This window comes from Pseudomonas mosselii, from assembly GCF_003205295.1.
Taxonomy (GTDB): Bacteria; Pseudomonadota; Gammaproteobacteria; order Pseudomonadales; family Pseudomonadaceae; genus Aquipseudomonas; species Aquipseudomonas mosselii_B.
This window is the reverse complement of the sequence record NZ_QJRP01000054.1, coordinates 1-21,205: the sequence shown is the minus strand read 5'-3', so window position 1 is coordinate 21,205 and position 21,205 is coordinate 1. Positions and strand designations below refer to the sequence as shown.

At 62.0% G+C, this 21,205-nt stretch carries 18 protein-coding genes and 1 other RNA gene; 6 read left to right on the top strand and 13 right to left on the bottom strand.

What is annotated here, in order from left to right; genetic code table 11:
- Nucleotides 1-400 precede the first annotated feature (400 nt).
- Nucleotides 401-937, top strand: a complete 537-nt coding sequence (locus tag DMX06_RS26660; RefSeq protein ID WP_309147761.1) for an HNH endonuclease family protein — start codon at nucleotides 401-403, stop codon at nucleotides 935-937.
- Between the two features lie 190 nt (nucleotides 938-1,127).
- Here the strand turns inward: DMX06_RS26660 and DMX06_RS25265 are convergent, their stop codons facing one another.
- The 13 genes from DMX06_RS25265 to DMX06_RS25205 form a co-directional block, all read right to left on the bottom strand.
- Nucleotides 1,128-2,312 carry a hypothetical protein gene (locus DMX06_RS25265; protein ID WP_110739869.1) on the bottom strand — a complete coding sequence of 395 codons (1,185 nt, stop codon included), beginning with the start codon at nucleotides 2,310-2,312 and terminating at the stop codon, nucleotides 1,128-1,130.
- A complete protein-coding gene (locus DMX06_RS26210) occupies nucleotides 2,300-2,686 on the bottom strand; it encodes a hypothetical protein (RefSeq protein WP_146232239.1) in 387 nt (128 codons plus the stop codon). Before DMX06_RS26210 ends, DMX06_RS25265 begins: the two co-directional genes overlap by 13 nt.
- Nucleotides 2,687-2,900: 214 nt before the next feature.
- Complete coding sequence (locus DMX06_RS25260; RefSeq protein ID WP_110739868.1) at nucleotides 2,901-3,176, bottom strand: hypothetical protein; 276 nt, start codon at nucleotides 3,174-3,176, stop codon at nucleotides 2,901-2,903.
- On the bottom strand, nucleotides 3,173-4,156 hold the full coding sequence (locus DMX06_RS25255) for an integrase domain-containing protein (RefSeq protein ID WP_110739870.1): 984 nt from the start codon (nucleotides 4,154-4,156) through the stop codon (nucleotides 3,173-3,175). The genes DMX06_RS25260 and DMX06_RS25255 overlap by 4 nt, the downstream gene beginning before the upstream one ends.
- Before the next feature lie 955 nt (nucleotides 4,157-5,111).
- Nucleotides 5,112-6,368, bottom strand: coding sequence for an integrase domain-containing protein (locus DMX06_RS25245; protein ID WP_110739867.1), 1,257 nt, complete (start codon nucleotides 6,366-6,368; stop codon nucleotides 5,112-5,114).
- A 186-nt stretch (nucleotides 6,369-6,554) separates the two neighbouring features.
- Nucleotides 6,555-6,949: a transfer-messenger RNA gene (ssrA, locus tag DMX06_RS25240) on the bottom strand.
- Nucleotides 6,950-7,053: 104 nt separating this feature from the next.
- The gene (locus DMX06_RS25235) at nucleotides 7,054-7,347 is read right to left on the bottom strand and encodes a hypothetical protein (protein WP_023631557.1); all 294 of its coding nucleotides are present in this window, start codon (nucleotides 7,345-7,347) and stop codon (nucleotides 7,054-7,056) included.
- Nucleotides 7,348-7,538: 191 nt separating this feature from the next.
- Nucleotides 7,539-8,894: an acetyl-CoA carboxylase biotin carboxylase subunit gene (gene accC / locus DMX06_RS25230; protein WP_046854114.1), complete on the bottom strand. Its 1,356-nt coding sequence runs from the start codon at nucleotides 8,892-8,894 to the stop codon at nucleotides 7,539-7,541.
- 17 nt (nucleotides 8,895-8,911) lie between these two features.
- Nucleotides 8,912-9,379 (bottom strand): acetyl-CoA carboxylase biotin carboxyl carrier protein, encoded by a 468-nt coding sequence (accB, locus tag DMX06_RS25225; protein ID WP_110739866.1) that lies wholly within the window; start codon nucleotides 9,377-9,379, stop codon nucleotides 8,912-8,914.
- Between the two features lie 101 nt (nucleotides 9,380-9,480).
- A complete protein-coding gene (aroQ, locus tag DMX06_RS25220) occupies nucleotides 9,481-9,933 on the bottom strand; it encodes a type II 3-dehydroquinate dehydratase (protein ID WP_011535870.1) in 453 nt (150 codons plus the stop codon).
- A gap of 176 nt (nucleotides 9,934-10,109) precedes the next feature.
- The gene (locus tag DMX06_RS25215) at nucleotides 10,110-11,867 is read right to left on the bottom strand and encodes a protein-disulfide reductase DsbD (protein ID WP_110739865.1); all 1,758 of its coding nucleotides are present in this window, start codon (nucleotides 11,865-11,867) and stop codon (nucleotides 10,110-10,112) included.
- 85 nt (nucleotides 11,868-11,952) lie between these two features.
- Entirely contained in the window at nucleotides 11,953-13,698 is a 1,746-nt protein-coding gene (locus DMX06_RS25210; RefSeq protein WP_375538120.1) for a methyl-accepting chemotaxis protein, read from the bottom strand.
- Nucleotides 13,699-14,246: 548 nt separating this feature from the next.
- The gene (locus DMX06_RS25205; RefSeq protein ID WP_110739863.1) at nucleotides 14,247-15,863 is read right to left on the bottom strand and encodes a diguanylate cyclase; all 1,617 of its coding nucleotides are present in this window, start codon (nucleotides 15,861-15,863) and stop codon (nucleotides 14,247-14,249) included.
- Between the two features lie 249 nt (nucleotides 15,864-16,112).
- Here DMX06_RS25205 and DMX06_RS25200 point away from each other — a divergent pair, with 249 nt between their 5' ends.
- The 5 genes from DMX06_RS25200 (at nucleotide 16,113) to DMX06_RS25180 (ending at nucleotide 21,078) form a co-directional block, all read left to right on the top strand.
- A complete protein-coding gene (locus DMX06_RS25200) occupies nucleotides 16,113-17,180 on the top strand; it encodes a DUF2333 family protein (RefSeq protein WP_062572768.1) in 1,068 nt (355 codons plus the stop codon).
- Nucleotide 17,181: 1 nt separating this feature from the next.
- Nucleotides 17,182-17,718, top strand: coding sequence for an NUDIX hydrolase (locus tag DMX06_RS25195; protein WP_110739862.1), 537 nt, complete (start codon nucleotides 17,182-17,184; stop codon nucleotides 17,716-17,718).
- A 255-nt stretch (nucleotides 17,719-17,973) separates the two neighbouring features.
- Entirely contained in the window at nucleotides 17,974-18,345 is a 372-nt protein-coding gene (locus tag DMX06_RS25190; protein WP_110739861.1) for a translation initiation factor Sui1, read from the top strand.
- 152 nt (nucleotides 18,346-18,497) lie between these two features.
- Nucleotides 18,498-20,411, top strand: a complete 1,914-nt coding sequence (gene speA / locus DMX06_RS25185) for an arginine decarboxylase (RefSeq protein ID WP_028691191.1) — start codon at nucleotides 18,498-18,500, stop codon at nucleotides 20,409-20,411.
- Nucleotides 20,412-20,622: 211 nt separating this feature from the next.
- Entirely contained in the window at nucleotides 20,623-21,078 is a 456-nt protein-coding gene (locus DMX06_RS25180) for an REP-associated tyrosine transposase (RefSeq protein ID WP_110739860.1), read from the top strand.
- The last annotated feature ends 127 nt before the right edge of the window (nucleotides 21,079-21,205 follow it).

Below are 21,205 nucleotides of genomic sequence, written 5' to 3'. Positions count from 1 at the left end.
GAGACATTGGCCAATACCTAATGGGCCACTACAACTGGATCCGGCCGCATCAGTTCAACGATGGACTGGCTCCAGCGAAAGCAGAAGAAAAACTCAAAACCGTGTCCGGGATGAGTTGACCACTACAGATAGCCTCAAGCGGCTAACTGGCGGCGCGTTCAGCTTGCATTACGTTTTGCTGCTGGCGGCGGCAAGCTTTCCCAAGTCGTTGTTTGACCATTTTGTTGCGCAACTGGAGAGCTTCCTTTTTTACTATATCTTTACTAAGACTCCTACCAAGGATCTGGAGCGCAGCTTCTCTCAATGGGCCGACGAACTGCGCGCGATTGCGGGGACAGCTGATGCTGCAAAGCAGAAGGCTCAGCTCAATGCCTTCATCGCCGAGCGTTTCGAGACCAATATGGTAGGTAAATCTCAGGAGTTGGCGGATGCTCTCAAACGCTTCAACTTTTACTCGATGCAGCAGTACCGGACTCGTTACTTACTGGCGCGGCTGACGCAGCACGTCGAGATGGCCTTCAGTGGAGTGAAGGTGCCGGGCAGCCTAGCGCCCTTCACTAATTTGGAAATCGAGCACATCCTGCCCAACAGGCCAAAGGATGATCTGCGCGCTAAGTGGGCCACCGAGAGTCCGGGGCTGGCCTACGACGACTACAAGAACCGGTTGGGCAACCTGACCCTGCTTGAGAAGCCGATCAATATCGTCGCGGGCAATGATTTCTATACGGACAAGCAGGTCGAATACAGCAAGAGCGGTAATTACCTAACCCGTAGCCTGGTTACGTTGACCGACGTCGGGCATAACACCTCCATCTCGCGTATCAATGCCAAGTTGGAGGCTTTCTCCCAGTGGAATGCTGCGGCCATCGAAAAACGGCATGCAATGCTGATCTCTCTGGCGCAGGACGTTTGGAAGACGACGCCGATTGACGTTTGAATCTTTCGGCCCCTTACCGAGAGCAACCCGCGGTAGCATTGCCTGCTTTTGTACCGACAAGAGCGACCGCCAAGCGCCCAGCTGACGATGCCGTAACCATCGATCTGCCTCTTGGTGAGCACGTCATGACCTTGAAATGGCCAGCCTCTGATCCTGAAGGCTGCGCCCGTTGCCCGCAGCTTAAATGGGATTACTCAGTGGCTTTGGCGAAGCCGAACATTTTCTTGCCCTGATCTACAAAGTAGTCATGGGTAAACGAGATGATTTCGAGTGCGTCTTCGTAGACGATGTGCAGTTGATTGCTGTAATGCTCGGATCGAGGAAACACTCGCCAATGAATGGGTGTGCCATTGAAGACCTCCGTAGACCCGTCGCTACGAAGCACCATGATCCTGTCTTCCATTTCAAGTACGGTGCCGAATGGCGCTGTGCCTGTGGCAATGATCTCGGATTCAGGATTGAAGCCGACGTGGCCGACCTGCTCGAACTTTTCGACCGGATCCTCAGCCTTGCCTATAGATTCATAATTGGCCACAGTAATAAGGCCAGCGGAGAAACGGTACATTTTCTCGCGGCTGCCCCATACGATGTCGTTCGCACTTCCAGTGTTGCTACCGAAAATCTCTGACGGGTCGATGATCTTGTTGAAAACCCGCTTTTTCTTTTTCGATTCCGAATCCTTGTATTCTCGAAAGCTGGCGAGGAACGCGAGTTGCGAACTCCAACCCATGATGCTCTGGAACGCCCAGTCACAGGCATTGCAGGCGCGGGTTGCGACCTGGCGCGGAGAGCCTATCCGCTTACGCTCATCAGGATTGCGTGCGAGTAAAAAGTCAAATAAACCGTCCTTGCCTGTTGCAGTGGCGATGGCGCTGAATCGATCAGAGGCTTTTACCTGAAACACTGAGGCATCATGGTGCTTGTCCAGTCGGCTTTTGACCTTGCTCAGACTCGCGCTTCGAGGAAATGAGAACAGCCCGTCTTCACCGCCAGCGTAAATTTCGTTGTGGTAGATCTCGGTGTCGGTAGGCAAAAAGTCGAACGGGCTGTCGTGGTGTTGCCAATGGCCCGATAGGTCACTCGTTTCAGTTTCCAATTGAAGGTCGGCAAGTTGGTTCAATTGCCCCTTGATGGGTGACTCGATCTGAGGGTCCCGCAGTATCTTCCTGACCTTTGGGTTGTAAAACAGATCGCTGTCAGAAAATGCAACGCGCAGAGCAGTCTGTACATGTGGATGTTTGGTCGCGACTCGGTCAACGAATCCCGACCAGTCGACGCGCTGAATAGACCCGTCGTCGCCAAAAATAATCAGCTCACCCGAATAGATTTGTGAATCCCAGTAGCTACCAGGAATCCGAAGCTTCACAGAGCGCATTTTTTGCCTCGCAGGATCCTGGCGAACTGGGGTTTGGAAATGATGCCGTTGATTTGCCAATCTTTGAGTACCACTTCAGGCGGCTTGTCATACGGAGCGACCCAATGAGCTACAGGGTAGCCATGCCAGTTTTGCAGGGTATCGCCAACGAATTTGGCAAAGTGCACCGGACAGCTGTGTGGAGGAGGGGCCATACCGACCGGTCGAAGGCTAGATTGCCCAGGACAGAATCCCCAATAGCAATCCTTGGCAAACCAGGAAGCGCCGGTTGCCATCGTAAAACACTCGATCTCTTCAGGAATTGTGATCGTCCATTGCGATTTCTGGGCAGAGAACGAGCTGTTACGATGCTGAGGATTTGGGGTGTAGTTCACTCTTTCTCCTGAAAAATGGCGCTCCGAGAAATGGCAAAATGCCTTCGTGGCAGTGAGACGTCAAGGACTATCTGCAGGCTGGCAGATCGGTGAAAATGCTGTTGTTCGGGCTGGCAGATTGCGCGTTGAAACCACTCGCCATGCGGTGTGCCTAGGCGGGATGAACGAGGCGTCCGGTTTTTCAACAGGATCGGTCGATAGCAGCCGGTCTCACTCAGAGACTGAAAATCCATGTTTTTTGTAAGCGACGAGCGAGCAGCCGCACGGTCAATAAATAGTAATATCGCGTAGCCTCACTACTCCGCCCTAGACAATGTTCGAGAAACCAAGCCACATGCTTTCTCTGCCATGCCCAAGGCGTCTCTCGCTGCCAGCGTTCAGTGATTTCGGCTTGGATAATCTTCGCCTGACGCAAATGGCGCTGCCGTGTCGCGTGCGACCCAGTCAGCATGCCAGCCAAGAACAACTCCATATCGAATGGCTTACTCATCTGCCATCTCCGATATAGGCTGCGACCACGTCGATCCGGCCGTGCCCCAGCTCATAGCTGATTTGCCTCCGGGCCTTACGATCAAGGCTCCTATCTACTTGGCTACATTGGCCACCGTTGATAGGCGCGCGGCGTTGGGTGAATTGCTCATAGCGCTCACATGCATAAGCCGCTCGAAGATCATGGAAACCCTTGAGGTTGTGTGCATGTAGGACCTTCCGCGCCGGGCGGATGATTTCTTGCAGAAGAATCAGGTAGCTTTCGTGTGAGGCAATCAGGTTGCGCCTACTTACAGGCGACACTTGCCGTGCAAACCCAAGTGCGTCTTGAACATGGTGGTCCACGGCAATCCATCGTGGCGCTGAGGCGCCAGCTCGGCCGCCTTTGGTGCCATCCTGGATGTTAATCCTGCCCAGGTCGTTAGCCTCACGGCTTAGGCGTTGCAGGTCAGCCAAGATGGCCTCACGCAAGCGCATGCCGGTGGCTCTTGCCAACAGGACTATTGCGGCGGCCCGTAGCTGATGCTGGCTGCAAAGCACATCGACAATCTGCTTAACCTGTTTGCGGTCTTGACCCTGCGGCGCTGAGTCTCGAACTCCGCTGCGCTGCATACCCAACGCCTTGCTCGGGCTGGGCAATTTCACGTACTGATCACCGCGAAGCGCCGCCATGGTCCTGTTAACGCTGGATAGCCGGTTCTGTGCGGTGCTGATAGCCAGTTCACCACGCCCAATAACGTCGCGCAGATAAGCTGCATAGTCGTCGGCCAACACCCTTCGATCAATCTGCCGCGCATCATTGATACCGGGCCCCTGTTCGGAGCGGCACCACCTCACGAATGCCAGCCACCGATCACTGTGCGCCTTGACCGTGCCGTAGTGGCCACCGCCGAACATGTCTTTCAGCGCTTGCGGCCCTGCATAGCTCAATTGCCTGCCGTAGCCAAAATTACGGCCATCGCGTCTACCCACCAATGCCATGTCGATCACCTCATCGTCCGCTCTCCGATCCTCGCCCCACGTCATCCCGCCAAGAATGTTGAGTGTTATCAGGGATCAAGGCCCCTGCGACCTGTGGGGAATGTCCTCTACGCGGGACTGGCGGCTCCTTACGACCGGGAGCAAGGGCATCTCATGATCTGGCCTCCTGAGCACCGTTACCGGTGGGCGGGTAGAGGCTGCATTGGCTGACGAGACCAGTGCCGCGAGATCCTGAGTCGGGTGAACACAGCGATGCGATGACCGGGGCATGCCTGACTGTCAGTCAGGTGCAGTCCATTCCTAGGTCTGCGGCACCATCATCTACAGCGCTGTTGCTGGTGACTTCGGCGTTTGTCACGCCGATTGTCACGAGTGGAGTTGCCGCAAAGCCAAGTGCGATGAGGGCTGCAGCAGTGTTAGAAGCGCCCGTCTCTTTCCAGGAGAAAGAGACGGGCGCAGGTTGGCGCAAGATTCGGCCAAGCGGATAGGTTGCTGCAGGGCAGCGAAGTAGGAGGTGTTGTCTGGCGCACGAGGGCCATGATCTGAAGTTGGCATCCATCACCGGGGAGGTGACCGGGCGAGCTGCCGGATGCGAATCGCCATTTGGGGGGGAGAACCACCGCGAGAACGGCGTGACCTTCAAGGTTCGGATCACCTGGGTTGCTGTCATCGACAGCGCTTGCACGGCCAGTTCTACGCCTGTAGATAAACCCGGTCAAGGACCGAAATTCAGTGCTCTTGAGGATGTGAAAAGCGGTTATCCATCGGTGGAAATCCGTGGTAAATCCTGGACAACGTCGTGGCTTTTAGCTCTTCAAAGTGAGGTCCATCCAAACAGGGCGGCTTTGCAGCCCTGTTTGGATGGACCCGCGCTGACAAGCGGATAAACGAGGCTGCTTGCCCTGAATCTTGAGCACTCTGTTGCTGTCGTCGCCGTTATTGCGCCTGTACAGCGCTAGCGAATCGGCACTACGTTCTTGTCTCTGACTTGGCCGTATGCTGAGGCGAGCAGGCTGCCGGTGGCGGCTTTCTGGATGTACTCACTCCACCAGGCCATCATCGGACGACGGCGCTCTATGTAGTCGGCTCGGTTGTAGGCGCTACGCACCTCATCCTTATCGACGTGCGCCAGTGCGACCTCAATGAGTTCCGGGTCCCACCCATGCTCATTCAAAATGGTGCTGGCCATCGAGCGCATGCCGTGGCTGACTAACCGATCCTGAAACCCCATGCGTTTCAACGCCATGTTGGCAGTTTGGCTATTGGCGTGGGTGCGCGGATTTCTGTCTGCCGGGAAGACGTATTCGCGATGGCCGCTGTGAGTCTTCAGTGACTCCAGCAACGCGACAGCGTGATCACTCAAAGGAATGCTGTGTGGGCGGCGCTTCTTCATCCGCTCCGCAGGGATAGTCCAAACGCGCCTTTCAAAGTCGATGTCTGCCCAGCGAGTAGTCGCCGCCTCGGCGGGGCGAGTCATCGTGTGCAACTGCCATTCGATCAGGCAGCGGGTAGTGCGTTTGATGCTGGCGTTCGCGATCTCCAGCATGAGCTCGGGGAGCTCTTCGGGCGGAAGCGCAGCCATGTTCTCTTTCTTGGGCTTCTTGAATACTGCCCTGATACCGGTGAGCGGGTTGGCGAAGATCAGGCCGGAGTTTACGCCGTAGGTCATGATCTCGTTTAGCCGCTGGCTAAGACGTTTGACCGTCTCCAGGCTGCCTTTCGCTTCGATTGGACGAAGCAATCCGATCACCATCGGCGCGGTGATTTTCGTCAGTGGCGTCGTCTTCAAATCGGGGAACACGTGCAGCGTGAGCGATCGCCAAATGTCCTCGGCGTAGGCCGGGGTGACCGAGTCTTTCTTGAGTTCAAACCAGGCGGTGGCCACGTTCTCGAAGGTGTGTTCGGTTTCCGCGCGTTTGGCTTCATTCAACGTATTGCGCTGCACTTTCGGATCGATGCCTTGAGCGAGCAGCTCGCGGGCTTCGACTGCCTTCTTTCGTGCGTTCGCCAGTGACAGTTCGGGGTAGGTCCCGAAGCCAATGTTGATGCGCTTCTTGGTCACCGGTTCGCGGTAGTTGAAATTCCACAGCAACGAGCCGTTGCTGCGTACGCGGAGCTGCAAACCGTCACCGTCCGTAAGGACGTAATCCTTGGACGCGGGTTTGACTCCCTTGAGCTGTCGATCGGAGAGACGGAGGTTCTGAGCAGGCATGAGATTCTCCTCAGGCACTGATTCGGTATTCCAAAGATTAGCATCGGATGAGGTGGAATACCGTCTGGAATACCCGAACGGTTGGAACTCAAAACTCTCAAAAGACCGCAAAAGCGCTGGAAGCCGCGTATTTGCTGGGTCTCAGGCACAAAAAAAGACGTCCGTGGACGTCTTTTTTTGATCATTTGGTGGAGCCGGGGGGATTTGAACCCCCGTCCGCCAGTACTCCGCTGTCGGTACTACATGCTTAGCCGTGTCTACTGATTTAATCCGCAGCCGCCCGACGGGCAGGGTGCTTTGGATGAGTTGGGTAAGTTTTAGTCGCTTCGCCCCCAACGTGCTGCACGACGATCCTGTTCTGTATGACAATCATTTCGGGTTTACAGGCATCCCCTGATGATTGCTGGAGCCGAAGCTACCAGAGACTCAGGCTCTTAAGCTGCGAAAGCAGCTTTGAACTCCTGGCCGTAGTTATCGTCATTGGCAACTATAGAAAGTTGCAACAGTGGATTTACGAGTTCTGTTACCAACTCGGCATGCACCTAGAGTTTCGCTACCGGCGTCGAATCCTAATCGGCCCCACACTCAGCTCTAGCTGAACGTGCTTTTCAGCACGCAGGCCGAGTATACGCGTTTACGCGGGCGGCGTCGACAGATGGTTCGGCCGCCCGCGCTGGTGCAGGGCTCAGGTACCGCTGCCACCGGCCGAGCCACTGCCTTTCTCGGTCTTCTCCAGGCGCTCGAGCACCTTGCTGGTGATGGCAATGCATTCCTTGGTGTCGCCTTTTGCCTGGGCGGCCTTGGCCTGGTCCACATGCTCGGTGATGGCCTTGTCCAGGCCTTCGGAGGTGGCGCCGGCGGTGGCCATGCTGTCGTCGATCTTCTGCAGGTTCATGGCGCACAGGTCGTCGGCGGCAAAAACAGGCGAGGCCAGCAGCGTGGCGGCCGCGAACAGGGCGGATAGCGCAGTGCCTTTCATGGGAGTCTCCTTGTGAGGCCTCGGGAGGTGGGCCTGATCGGTGGACTGCGTGGGTTTGGGCGGGGTTCCATTGGGTTGGTGGGGCGACGGTATGGCTTGAGGCATGCGCTCCCACAGCGACCGAACAGGCCTTCTGAAGGGCAATAAAAAACCCCGGCACGGGCCGGGGCTTTTTCATCACGCTAACGCGATCACTCCTGGTTGGCCAGTTTGTGCTCGAGGTAGTGGATGTTGACGCCGCCTTTGCAGAAACCTTCATCACGCACCAGGTCGCGGTGCAGCGGGATGTTGGTCTTGATGCCGTCGACGACGATCTCGTCCAGGGCATTGCGCATGCGCGCCATGGCTTCGTCGCGGTCCTTGCCGTAGGTGATCAGCTTGCCGATCAACGAATCGTAGTTCGGCGGAACCGAGTAGCCGCTGTACAGGTGCGAATCGACGCGCACGCCGTTGCCGCCCGGGGCGTGGAAGTGCTTCACCTTGCCTGGGCTCGGGATGAACTTCTTCGGGTCTTCGGCGTTGATCCGGCACTCCAGCGAGTGACCGCGGATCACCACGTCTTCCTGGCGGAACGACAGCTTGTTGCCAGCGGCGATGCTCAGCATCTCCTTGACGATGTCGATGCCGGTGACCATTTCCGAAACCGGGTGCTCGACCTGGACGCGGGTGTTCATCTCGATGAAGTAGAAGCGGCCGTTCTCGTACAGGAACTCGAAGGTACCGGCACCGCGGTAGCCGATCTCGATGCACGCGTCGACGCAACGCTTGAAGACTTCCTGACGGGCCTTCTCGTCGATGCCCGGGGCCGGGGCTTCTTCCAGGACCTTCTGGTGACGGCGCTGCAGCGAGCAGTCACGGTCGCCCAGGTGCACGGCGTTGCCCTGGCCGTCGGACAGGACCTGCACTTCCACGTGACGTGGGTTGGTCAGGAACTTCTCCAGGTAGACCATCGGGTTGCCGAAAGCGGCACCGGCTTCGGTACGGGTCAGCTTGGCCGATTCGATCAGGTCTTCTTCCTTGTGCACCACGCGCATGCCGCGACCACCACCGCCGCCGGCGGCCTTGATGATCACCGGGTAACCGACCTCGCGGGCGATCGCCAGCGCGGTTTCCGGGTCTTCCGGCAGCGGGCCGTCGGAGCCCGGCACGGTCGGCACGCCCGACTTGATCATCGCGTCCTTGGCCGACACCTTGTCGCCCATCAGGCGGATGGTGTCGGCTTTCGGGCCGATGAAGATATAGCCGGAGTTTTCCACCTGCTCGGCAAAGTCGGCGTTTTCCGCGAGGAAGCCGTAGCCCGGGTGGATGGCGGTGGCACCTGTCACTTCGGCGGCGGCGATGATCGCCGGGATGTGCAGGTAGGAATCCTTGGACGATGCAGGGCCGATGCAGACCGACTCGTCTGCCAGGCCCAGGTGCATCAGTTCACGGTCGGCCGTGGAGTGCACAGCGACGGTCTTGATGCCCAGCTCTTTGCAGGCACGCAGGATCCGCAGGGCAATTTCCCCACGGTTGGCGATCAGGACTTTTTCAAGTTTCCCAGACATCGTTGGTTCTCCGCGAATCAAACGATGGTGAACAGCGGCTGGTCGAACTCAACCGGCTGGCCGTCTTCCACGAGGATGGCGTCGATCACACCGCCGATCTCGGATTCGATGTGGTTCATCATCTTCATGGCTTCGACGATGCACAGGGTGTCGCCTTTCTTCACGGCCTGGCCGACTTCGGCGTAGTTTGGCGAAGTTGGCGAAGGCTTGCGGTAGAAGGTGCCGACCATTGGCGAGCGAACCACGGTGCCTTTCAGGGCCGGAGCAGCGGCAGCGGCTTCAGCGGCCGGAGCGGCGGCGGCAACCGGTGCTGCAGCGGCAACCGGAGCGGCCATCGGGGCCGGGGCGGCGAAGTACTGGGCGCCGGCCGGGGTCTTGCTGTGACGGCTGATGCGAACGGACTCTTCGCCTTCCTTGATCTCCAGTTCGTCGATGCCAGACTCTTCCAGCAGTTCGATCAGCTTCTTGACTTTACGGATATCCATTAATCATCAACTCCCAAGGTTCGGTCGGGGACGTATTTTTAAAACGTGTCGAAAACGTTTCTTCATGAGCCTCGGCCCGAAGGGGCCAAAGCCTTGTGTCATCAGGGCTGTGCGTTGGCAGCCAGGTGTTCCAGTGCGGACTCCAGGGCCAGCCGGTAACCGGTGGCACCGAGGCCGCAGATCACCCCTACGGCAACATCGGAAAAGTAGGAGTGGTGGCGGAACGGTTCACGCTTGTGCACGTTGGAGAGGTGCACTTCGATGAATGGGATGCTCACTGCAAGCAATGCGTCACGTAATGCGACGCTGGTGTGGGTGAAAGCGGCCGGATTGATCAGGATGAAGTCCACGCCTTCGTTGCGCGCGGCATGGATGCGGTCGATCAATTCGTATTCGGCATTGCTCTGCAGGTATTGCAGATGGTGGCCAGCGGCGCGGGCGCGCTGCTCCAGGTCCTGATTGATCTGGGCCAGGGTGGCGGCGCCGTAATGGCCCGGTTCGCGGGTCCCGAGCAGGTTCAGGTTGGGGCCGTGCAGCACCAGTAGGGTTGCCATCTGCGATTCCTTGGTTTTGTAGGGCAATTCGACATAGCGCGGCGACTATGCCGCAACCGGCGCTGAGTGTCCAGTTCCCGGCAATAGCCAGCACGATGTCCGAGATTCGCGCAAAGTATGTGACCAGATGATTAAGTCTGGTCACCGGCGCAGGTTTTTTCACTGAACGCGGGAAGTTATAGCCCGAGTTGGCCGCGCACGCGCGTCAATACCTGGGCGAAATCGCCGGCGTTTATCTCGCCGATGACCCGATCGGTGGTCATTTCGCTGCCGTTCGCGGCAAAGAACATCAACGCGGGCGGGCCGAACAGCCGGTAGCGGTCGAGCAGGGCGCGTTGTTCGGCGTTGCTCTCGGTGATGTCGAAGCGCAGCAGGCGGAAGGCGCCCAGTTGCGGCAGGACCTGCGGTGAATTGAGCACTTCGTGCTCGATCACCTTGCAGCTGATGCACCAGTCGGCGTACCAGTCGAGCAGCACCGGCTGTCCGGCGGCCTTGGCCTCGGCCAGGGCGGCGTCGAGGGCGGCGGGGGTGGTGAGGGTCTGCCAGGCGTCGGCCTTGGTCGGCGCGACGCTACCGGCCGCGACCGGAGGCGGCAGCGGGCGCAGCGGGTCGCCCTGGCCGCTCAGGGCGCCATACCAGCAGGCCAGGGCATAGACCAACAGCGCCAGGCCGAGCAGTTGCGCCAGGCGCTGGCGTGGGGTCTTGACCACGAACTCCAGAGCGCCGAGGAACAGCGCCACGCCTGCGGCCAGCAGGCCGACCAGCAGCAGGGTAGCCGGCCCCGGCAGCACACGGCTGAGCAGGCCGATGGCCAGGCCCAGCAGCAACACGCCGATGGCGTTCTTCACCGTGTTCATCCAAGGGCCGCTCTTCGGCAGCCAGGCCGCGCCACCGGTGGCGACCAGCAGCAATGGCGCGCCCATGCCCAGGCCCAGGGCGAACAGTTTCAACGCGCCGCCCAGGGCATCGCCGCTGGCGCTGATGTACAGCAAGGCACCGGCCAGCGGCGCCGACACGCAGGGCGAGACCAGCAGGCTGGACAGCACGCCGAGCACCGCCGCACCGAGCAGCGAGCCGCCCCGGGTGCGCTGGGCGAAGTTGTCCAGGCGGCTGCTCAGGGCTTGCGGCAGCTTGATATCGAACAGGCCGAACATGGCCAGGGCGAACAGCACGAAGAACGCGGCGAACGGCACCAGCACCCAGGCCGACTGCAGGCGCGCCTGCAGGTTCAGGCCGGCGCCGAACAGGCCCATCAGCGCGCCGAGCACGGCGAAGCTCGCCGCCATCGGCAGCACGTAGGCCAGCGACAGCGACAACCCGCGCAGGCCGCCGACCTGGCCGCGCAGCACCACGCCGGAGAGGATCGGCAGCATTGGCAGCACGCAGGGGGTGAAGGTCAGGCCGACCCCGGCGAGGAAGAACAGCAGCAGCGATTTCCAGGTCCAGCCCTGCTCGGCGGTTGCCGGCAGCGGGGCGCCTTGGCCGTCGATGCTCAGCCGCGCGGTTTCCGGCGGATAGCACAGGCCCTTGTCGGCGCAGCCCTGGTAGCCCACCAGCAGGGTGAAGGCGCGCGGGTCGTTGCGCGGCAGCTCGATGTCGAGCACGCCGTGATAGACCTCGACGTCGCCGAAGAACTCGTCGTGCTTGGCCTCACCCTTGGGGATGTTCGGCGCGCCCAGGCGGATATCCGCGGGCTCGGTGCGGAATTGGAAGCGGTGGCGGTAGAGGTAATAGCCGTCGGTGGCGACGAAGCGCAGCTTGACGGTCTGGGCGTCGGCCTGGACCAGGCTGAGCTTGAAGGCTTCGTGCACCGGCAGGAAGTCGGCGCTGTTGGAGGCGGCGCCGAGGGTGGCGCTGGGGAGGTTGTCGAGCAGGCCCGTGGCGAAGACGGGGCTGGCCAGCAGCAGGAACAGCAGGAAAAACAGGCGGCGCATGGCGGACTCGCGAGGTGGAACGTGGCGGGCATGATAGCGGAGTTGGCCGAAGTTGGGGCTGCGAAGCAGCCCCATCAAGCAGGGGCTAGAGCCTGAACGCCCGCACCGCCGTATTCAACTCACCCCCCAGCTTGAGCAACTGCTCGCCCTGCTCACGCCCTTCGCCAATCCGCTGCAAGTTGTCCTCGCCCAGCTCATGAATCCGCTCGCTGTGATCACGGATCTCGCTCACCGCCCCGGTCTGCTGCGCGGTCACGTCGGCGATTCGCACGGCCGTGTCGGAAATGGTGCGGATGGCGCTGACGATCGCATCCAGCGCGCCATCGGCCGACTGTGCCTGGTTGGCCGTGGCCTCGGCATGTTCCAGCTGAGTGCGCATGCCGTCCACCGAACTGCGGGCGGCCTGCTGCAGGCGGTCGATCAGCGCCTGGATCTCGCCGGTGGCGCCGGTGGTGCGCTGGGCCAGCGAGCGCACTTCGTCCGCGACCACGGCGAAGCCACGGCCCATCTCGCCGGCCCGGGCCGCTTCGATGGCGGCATTGAGGGCCAGCAGGTTGGTCTGCTCGGCAATCGCGCGGATCACCGTGAGCACACCACCGATGGTCGCCGACTCTTCCGCCAGTTGCTCGATCATCCGTGCGTTGCCCTGCACCTCGTCGACCAGCGAGCGCAGGCCGGACAGGCTCTGGCCGATCACCGTCTGGCCCTGCTCCACGGCCCGGCCGGCATCGCGGCTGGCCTCGGCGGCGGAGCTGGCATCGCCGGCCACCTGCTGGATGGTCGCCTCCAGCTCGCCCAGGGCGTCGCGGATCTGCGCCGTGTCGCCGGCCTGGCGTTCGGCGCCGTCGTGCAAGGCGCTGCTCATGCCGGCCAGGGCATGGCTGCTGCCGGCCACCTGTTCGGCGTTGTGACGGATGGTGCCGACCAGCTCCACCAGGTACTGGCGCAGACGGTTCAGCGATTCCTGGATGTCGTGCAGCTCGCGGTTGGTGCGGCCCAGGGTGATCGGTTGGGCGAAGTCGCCCTCGGCCCAGCGCGACAGCGCCGGTGCCAGGCTGGTGAGGGTGCGTGCCAGGCGACGCTGCAGGGTGTCGATGAGCAGGGCGATCAGCAGGATCAGGCCGATCATCAGGCCCTGGATGATGCGCACCTCGCTGGCGATCGTCGCGTGCAGGCCGCGTACTTCGGGCTCCAGGCCGGCGATGGCCTGCTGCACCGCATCGAGGCGCTCGCCGGTGCTGCTGGCCAGGGTGGCGCGGCGCTCGATCTGTTCGCGGGTACGTTGCAGTTCGGCAGGGTAGCGGCCGATCAGGCTGTGCAGTTCACGCTTCAGGTCCACGGCGATGTCTTCCTGCTCGGCGCTGGCTTGCGATTCCAGGCCCATCATCGCGGCGAAGTCATCGGCATTGGACTCTGCGGCGCGGGTCACGCCCAGCAGGGGCAGGCTGTCGATGGCCTGGGCCTGGGCGGCGATCAGTTGCAGTTCGCGCCCCACTTCGTCGGCCAACTCGGCACGGCCGCTGCTGACCAGCTTGTCGCGGGCCAGGGACAGCCGGCCCAGATGCAGAGAGGCTTCCAGCAGCGGCGTCAGGTAACGACTGGCGTCGGCGTTGCCGCTGTCACGGGCATAGCCGGCCAGTTGCTCGAGGTTCGCCCCCAGCTCCCGTTCGGCTTGCAGCAGCAAGGCCTGGGGATCGCCGGCCAGCTTGCCGGCGGCGAGCAGCTCGTTGGCGGTGAAGCCTTGCAGGCTGTCGAGGCTCGGGCGCAGCTTGGTCGACAAGTCCTCGGGCCATTCGGCAAGGGCTGTGTGCAACTGCTTGTTGGCCTCCATCGCGGCGGCGTGGCGCAGGGCGTCGCCGCTGCCCAGGTAGGCCTGGATATTGCGCGCGGCGTCGTTCTGGAACTGCTGGGACAGGCCCAGGTAGCGTTCCATCAGTTGATAGGGACGTTCCAGGGCGCGTTGCGACCACCACAGGGTCGCGCCCAGGGCGATACACACGGTCACCAGCAACAGGGTGTTGAAATTGGTCAGCCACTTCAGGCGCATAGCCGCGAACTTCCTGCGGAGGGGGAGTGGAGAGGTCGGGGCCTGAAGTTATTGCGATTTTGTGACGAGGTGATGACGACGGAGGGTTGGCGCCATAAAAAAGTGGCACTGTGCCGGTATTGTTTGACGGTTGCTGTCTGTAGCCCTTTGGGAACTGTCCCCCTGTGGGAGCGGCCTGTCGCGAAAGGGGCGCGCAGCGGGCCCAGGTTCTGAGCCACCCTCGAAATTGCCGGGGCTGCTGCGCAGCCCTTTCGCGACGCAAGGCCGCTCCCACAGGGGGCGAGTTAAATCATGGGTTATGAGTTTTCCATTAGAGCGGCCCATACCGGCAGTCACGGCTCGACCCTGACCACGCAGTTGCGCCCGGCATGCTTGGCCCGGTACAGCGCCTCGTCCGCCGCACTGGCCATGGTCAGCGCATCGAGGCTGTCGTCCAGCTGCACCACCCCGGCGCTGAAGGTGCATTGCAGGTCGTGGGGCTGGGCGGGGTAGTGGATCTCGGCGAAGCGCCGACGGATCTCGTCGAGCACCTTGTGCGCCGCCTCCAGCGCGGTGTTGGGCATGACGATGGCGAACTCCTCGCCGCCGTAGCGGCCGATGAAGTCGGTCTTGCGCAGGCGCTGCTTGAGAAACAGCGCCAGGCTCTTGATCACCCGGTCGCCCATAGGGTGGCCGTGGCGGTCGTTGATCTTCTTGAAGTGGTCGATGTCGAGCATGGCGAAGCTCAGCGGCTGCGCTTCGCGGCGGGCGCGGAAGCTGCAGTCCTCGAGCAGTTGCAGGATGTGGGTGTGGTTGTACAGCCCGGTGAGGCTGTCGCGCACCATCCGCGCCTTGAGGTGGCGGGCGCGGGCGGCGCGGTTGCGCACGGTGGTCACCAGGTGCCGCGAGCGGATCGGCTTGGTGAGGAAGTCGTCGCCGCCTTCGCTCATGGCGTCGAGCTGCTTGTCCAGGTCGTCCTCGGCCGACAGGTAGATGATCGGCACGCTGACGTAGCGGTCGTTGTGGCGTATCACCTTGGCCAGCTCCGGGCCGGTGCACTCGGGCATGTACATGTCGAGGATGATCAGGTCGGGCTGGAAGTCGGCCAGCTCGCTCATGGTACGGATCGGCTCGGTGAGGGTGCGGGTGATGATCCCGGCGCTGTTGAGCAGGCGCTCGGTGTGCAGGGCCTGGGCGCGGGAGTCGTCGATCACCAGCACGCGGAACGGGTCGTACTGGGTGGCGCTGGTCAGCAGCTCGAGCTTTTCCAGCAGGCTGGAGGCGTCGAGGGTGCCGGTGAGGAACTCCTGGCCGCCGGCGCGCACGGCGGCCAGGCGGGTCGGGGTGTCGGTTTCGTGCAGGCAGAAGAACAGCAGCGGCACCGGCTGCTCCAGCCCTTGCTGGGCCTGGGCCGCCAGTTGCAGGCCGATGCCGGTGCCGGTGAAGTCCACGTCCATCACGATGGCCGACGGCAGGCGCTCGCTCATCGACGCCTGGAACGCCTCGGCGCTGCACAGCGCCTGCACGGTCAGGCCAAAGAACTCCAGTTGCTGGGCCAGGCGCTCGGCGCGGTCGTGGTCCTGCAGGACGATGTACACCGGCTTGCGCAGCGGCGGCAGGGGCACGTTGTCGAGCTGGTCGCCCTTGCGCAGGCCGGTGCGCGACAGGCGCTGCATCAGGCGGTTGAGTTCGCTGATCAGTTCGGAGTTGAGCCGCGCGCTGTTGGCTTCGATGGCGCGCAGGGTCTGGCCGATGGCCGTCGACAGGCTGCCGTGCTCGGGCTGCTCGAAACGCTCGGCGTAGCGCTGCAGGCGCAGGTTGGCCTCGCACAGCTCGCCCAGGTCGCCGCTGGACCACTCGCCACGCTGCAGGCGCTGCCAGATCTCGAGGATCTGCCGGGCCTGGTGGATCACCCGCTGGGCAAAGTGCTGCTTGAGGCGTTCGTGGCTCGGCTCGGCTGGCTGGGTCATGTCCTGACTACTTATGAGTGGGAGGGCGCAGGTTCAATGATGGCTCTATGCTAGCACTGCTTTTCCGACAAGCGAGTGCCTGGGGTCAACAAAGTGTTCAGGGACCGTCATTCAGTTGCCGACCCGATGGTCGCTTATACGAATGGCGGCGTCTGCTTTATAGTGCTGGCATGCGGGCTTGTCGTGGCACCCTGGCCGAGGCCTGTGGTCCAAGCCCTGAACCGTTCGTGACTGATTAAGGACAATGCCATGCTGGATTGGAAAAACCGCGAGGCCAAGGCCGAGCCCCGTGAGCGGGTCGAAACCCGTGGCGCCGCCACCCGTAGCTACCTCGGTGGCCTCTGGAGCCGTGCCCTGGGCACCCTGATCGGCCTCTACCTGCTGGTGTGCATCGGCCTGGGCTGGTACTGGAGCCAGGAGCCCGAGCTGTTCCCGGTGCAGCAGAACGCCCAGGCCGCCGCCGAGCGCAACGGCCAGCAGATGGTCATCGGCTACACCACCGTCGAGACCCTCAAGACCGTCGCCGGCACCCTGCTCGACAAGCCGGGCGGCTACATCTCCAACGACCGCTTCCCGCCAGGGCTGTGGATGGACAACATGCCGAGCTGGGAATACGGCGTGCTGGTCCAGGTACGTGACCTTTCTCGCGCCCTGCGCAAGGATTTCGCCCGCTCCCAGTCGCAATCGACCGAGGACGCCGACCTGGCCAAGGCCGAGCCGCGTTTCAACTTCGACAACAAGAGCTGGATCCTGCCGTCCAGCGAGTCGGAGTTCGAAGAGGGCATCAAGTCGCTGAACCGTTACCAGACCCGCCTGGCCAAGGGTGATCAGGGCGCGATCTTCTACACCCGCGCCGACAACCTGAACAACTGGCTGGGCGACGTGGCCACCCGCCTGGGCTCGCTGTCGCAGCGCCTGTCGGCCAGCGTCGGCCGGGTCAAGCTGAACAACACCCTGAAGACCGAGACCGTGGCCCCTGGCCAGGCGCCGCAGGTTGACGAGGAAGTGGTCGAGACCCCGTGGCTGCAGATCGACAACGTGTTCTACGAAGCCCGTGGCCAGGCCTGGGCGCTGTCGCACCTGCTGCGCGCCATCGAGGTGGACTTCGCCGACGTGCTGGCGAAGAAGAACGCCACGGTCAGCGTGCGGCAGATCATCCGCGAGCTGGAAGCCTCGCAGGAAGCGCTGTGGAGCCCGATGGTGCTCAACGGTAGCGGCTTCGGCATGTGGGCCAACCATTCGCTGGTGATGGCCAACTACATCTCCCGGGCCAACGCCGCGGTCATCGACCTGCGCCAGCTGCTGTCCCAGGGCTGAGATGCCGGTCAATCCTGCCGAAGTCGCGCACCGCGCGGCCTCCGACGCCGAGCTGGTGGCCTGGGTCGACGAGCATGACCAACTGCTCGGCGCCCTGCCACGGGCCGAGCTGCGCGAGCGCGGCCTGATCGGGCGTTGCACGTTCATTCTGCTGTTCAATGGCGCGGGCGAGCTGTGCGTGCACCGGCGCACCCTGAGCAAGGCGCTGTATCCCGGTTACTGGGATGTGGCGGCCGGCGGCATGGTCGGGGTGCAGGAGTCCTACGCCGAATCGGCGGCCCGGGAGCTTGCCGAGGAGTTGGGTGTGAGTGGCGTCGAGCTGCGCTTCCACGAGACGTTCTACTTCGAGCAGCCGGGCAACCGCTTGTGGTGCGCGGTGTATTCGGCGGTGTGGGACGGGGCGCTGCGCTTGCAGCCCGAGGAGGTCATCGAGGCGCGGTTCATCAGCGTCGAGCAAGCCCAGGCCGAAAGCGCAAAGCTGCCGTACTGCCCCGACTCGCTGGTGGCGTTGCAGCGGTACCAGGCTGGCCTGATCTGATGGGCTGTGCTGCCACTGTGGGAGCGGCCTTGCGTCGCGAAGGGGCTGCGTAGCAGCCCCAGTGGCCCGAAGGTCGCAAAACTTTCGTAAAATGGCGCAATCCTGTACTTAGCAACAGCCAGATTTATCGTTACACTGCGCGCCCTTTTCGGGCTGTCGCAGGACCTTGCGGCAGTAGCGCCGCCCCTGCCAGAGTGGGGCTTCGCGGTCGGCTCCCGCCGACCAGTTTTTTGTCCTCGGCACAGAGGAACAAAAGTGGCCAAGAAAGCTTCTTCCTTCGCCGCCCTTGGCGGTCTCGTATATTCCACCGATGCCGGTCGGCACTGTCCTGACTGTGGCCAGCCGGTGGACGCTTGTGTCTGCAAGCAGCAGGTCATCCCCGAAGGCGACGGCATTGCCCGTGTGCGCCGTGAAAGCAAAGGCCGTGGCGGCAAGACCGTGACCACCATCACCGGTGTGCCGCTGGCGCTGGAGCCACTCAAGGAACTCGCCAGCACGCTCAAGCGCCGCTGCGGCACCGGTGGTGCGCTCAAGGACGGCGTCATCGAAATCCAGGGCGACCATGTCGAGCTGCTGCTCGCCGAGCTGATCAAGCAGGGTTTCAAGGCGAAGAAATCCGGCGGCTGAGTGCAGCCGCGCGATTTTTTGCCCAGTGCTTTCTAAACTCGATCCGATGGCCAGGGTCTATGCCTAGGCACGGAAGAATCGTCATTTTCAGTATCTACACTGCCTGCGCCCGAAGCGGGCAGTGTTATCGACTTTTCATACAGGGGACTTGAATGTCCGTACGACGCACACGCAAAGACGATGGTAGCCAATGGACCGTGGCCGACAGCCGCAGTGTTTATGGCATCCGCCATTGGGGCGCTGGTTATTTCGCCATCAATGAAGCCGGGCGCGTCGAAGTGCGCCCCAACGGCCCGGACAGCGCGCCGATCGACCTGTTCGAACAGGTTCAGGAGCTGCGCCAGAGCGGTCTGTCGCTGCCGCTGCTGGTGCGTTTCCCCGACATCCTGCAGGACCGCGTGCGTCAGCTGACCGGCGCCTTCGATGCCAACATCGCGCGCCTGGAATACCAGAGCCAGTACACCGCGCTGTACCCGATCAAGGTCAACCAGCAGGAAGCGGTGGTCGAGAACATCATCGCCACCCAGAACGTCTCCATCGGCCTGGAAGCCGGCTCCAAGCCCGAGCTGCTGGCGGTGCTGGCGCTGGCGCCGAAGGGCGGCACCATCGTCTGCAACGGCTACAAGGACCGCGAGTTCATCCGCCTGGCGCTGATGGGCCAGAAGCTCGGCCACAACGTGTTCATCGTCATCGAGAAGGAATCCGAGGTCGCCCTGGTGATCGAGGAAGCCGCGGAGCTGAAGGTCAAGCCACAGGTCGGCCTGCGCGTGCGCCTGTCGTCGCTGGCCTCGAGCAAGTGGGCCGACACCGGGGGCGAGAAGTCCAAGTTCGGCCTGTCCGCCGCCCAGCTGATCTCGGTGGTGCAGCGCTTCCGTGACGCAGGGCTCGACCAGGGCATCCGCCTGCTGCACTTCCACATGGGCTCGCAGATCGCCAACCTGGCCGACTACCAGCATGGTTTCAAGGAAGCCATCCGCTACTACGGCGAGCTGCGCGCCCTGGGCCTGCCGGTCGATCACATCGACGTCGGCGGCGGTCTGGGCGTGGACTACGACGGTACCCACTCGCGCAACGCAAGCTCGATCAACTACGACATGGACGACTACGCCGGCGTGGTGGTCGGGATGCTCAAGGAGTTCTGCGACGCGCAGGGCCTGCCGCACCCGCACATCTTCTCCGAGAGCGGCCGCTCGCTGACCGCGCACCACGCCATGCTGGTGATCCAGGTGACCGACGTCGAAAGCCATAACGACGAGATGCCGACCATCGAGAACAAGGAGTCGCTGCCCGAGACCGTGCAGTGGCTGGCCGACCTGCTTGGCCCCACCGACATCGAGATGGTCACCGAAACCTACTGGCGCGCCACCCACTACATGGGCGACGTGGCTGCGCAGTACGCGGACGGCAAGCTGACCCTGGCTGAAAAAGCCCTGGCCGAGCAGTGCTACTTCGCCGTGTGCCGTCGCCTGCACAACTCGCTCAAGGCCCGCCAGCGCTCGCACCGCCAGGTGCTGGACGAGCTGAACGACAAGCTGGCCGACAAGTACATCTGCAATTTCTCGGTGTTCCAGAGCCTGCCGGACACCTGGGCCATCGGCCAGGTGCTGCCGATCATCCCGCTGCACCGCCTGGACGAAGAGCCGCTGCGCCGCGCCGTGCTGCAGGACCTGACCTGCGACTCCGACGGCAAGATCAACCAGTACGTCGACGAGCAGAGCATCGAGACCAGCATGCCGGTGCACGCGGTCAAGGAAGGCGAGGACTACCTGCTGGGCGTGTTCCTGGTGGGCGCGTACCAGGAGATCCTCGGCGACATGCACAACCTGTTCGGTGACACCGACTCGGTGAACATCTACCAGAACGCCGACGGCAGCGTGTACCACGCCGGTATCGAGACCCACGACACCATCGAGGACATGCTGCGCTACGTGCACCTGTCGCCGGAGGAGTTGATGACTCACTACCGCGACAAGGTGGCCAGCGCACGGATCACCGCCCGCGAGCGCACGCAGTTCCTTGATGCGTTGCGTCTCGGTTTGACTCGGTCGTCGTATCTGTCTTCGTAATCGCCGGGGCCGCGTTGCGGCCCTTTCGCGACACAAGGCCGCTCCTACAGGCATTGCATATCCCTTGTGGAAATCCTGGTACCTGTGGGAGCGGCCTTGTGTCGCGAAATGAGGGCGAAGCCCTCACCGAAGTCATATCGAGAAATGATCCAGTAGCTGTCCACCCTGCCACCACGGCTAACTTTGAATGCAATGTTCAAAGGAGCACGACATGGACAGCCCACACTCCCATCTTCTACGTCGAGGACGAGTTTCCGAGCCTGGTCGCCAGTATTTGCTGACAACCACTACCCGCGACCGCAAACCGCTGTTTGCTGACTTCAACCTCGCCAGAATCGTGGTCAACCAGATGCGCCTTTGTGATCAGAAACATGCTTGTCGCACCTTGGCTTGGGTCTTGATGCCCGACCATGTGCATTGGCTTATCGAGCTTGGGCACGCCCGCTTGAGCACACTGATGTGTGCGTTCAAATCTCGTAGCACTAATGCGCTGTACCGCGAGGGTGTCGAACGGCGGCACATCTGGCAGACCGGTTATCACGACCGGGCCTTGCGGCGGGAAGAGGATGTCAAAGCGGTTGCCCGGTACATTGTTGCCAATCCCATTCGTGCAGGGTTGGCCAAGCGTGCCGGTGAGTATCCACATTGGGATTGCATCTGGCTGTAACCCCGCAGGTGAGGGCTTCGCCCTCATTTCGCGACACAAGGCCGCTCCCACAGGCTTTGCATATTCCTTGTGGAAATCCCGGTACCTGTGGGAGCGGCCTTGTGTCGCGAAAGGGCCGCAACGCGGC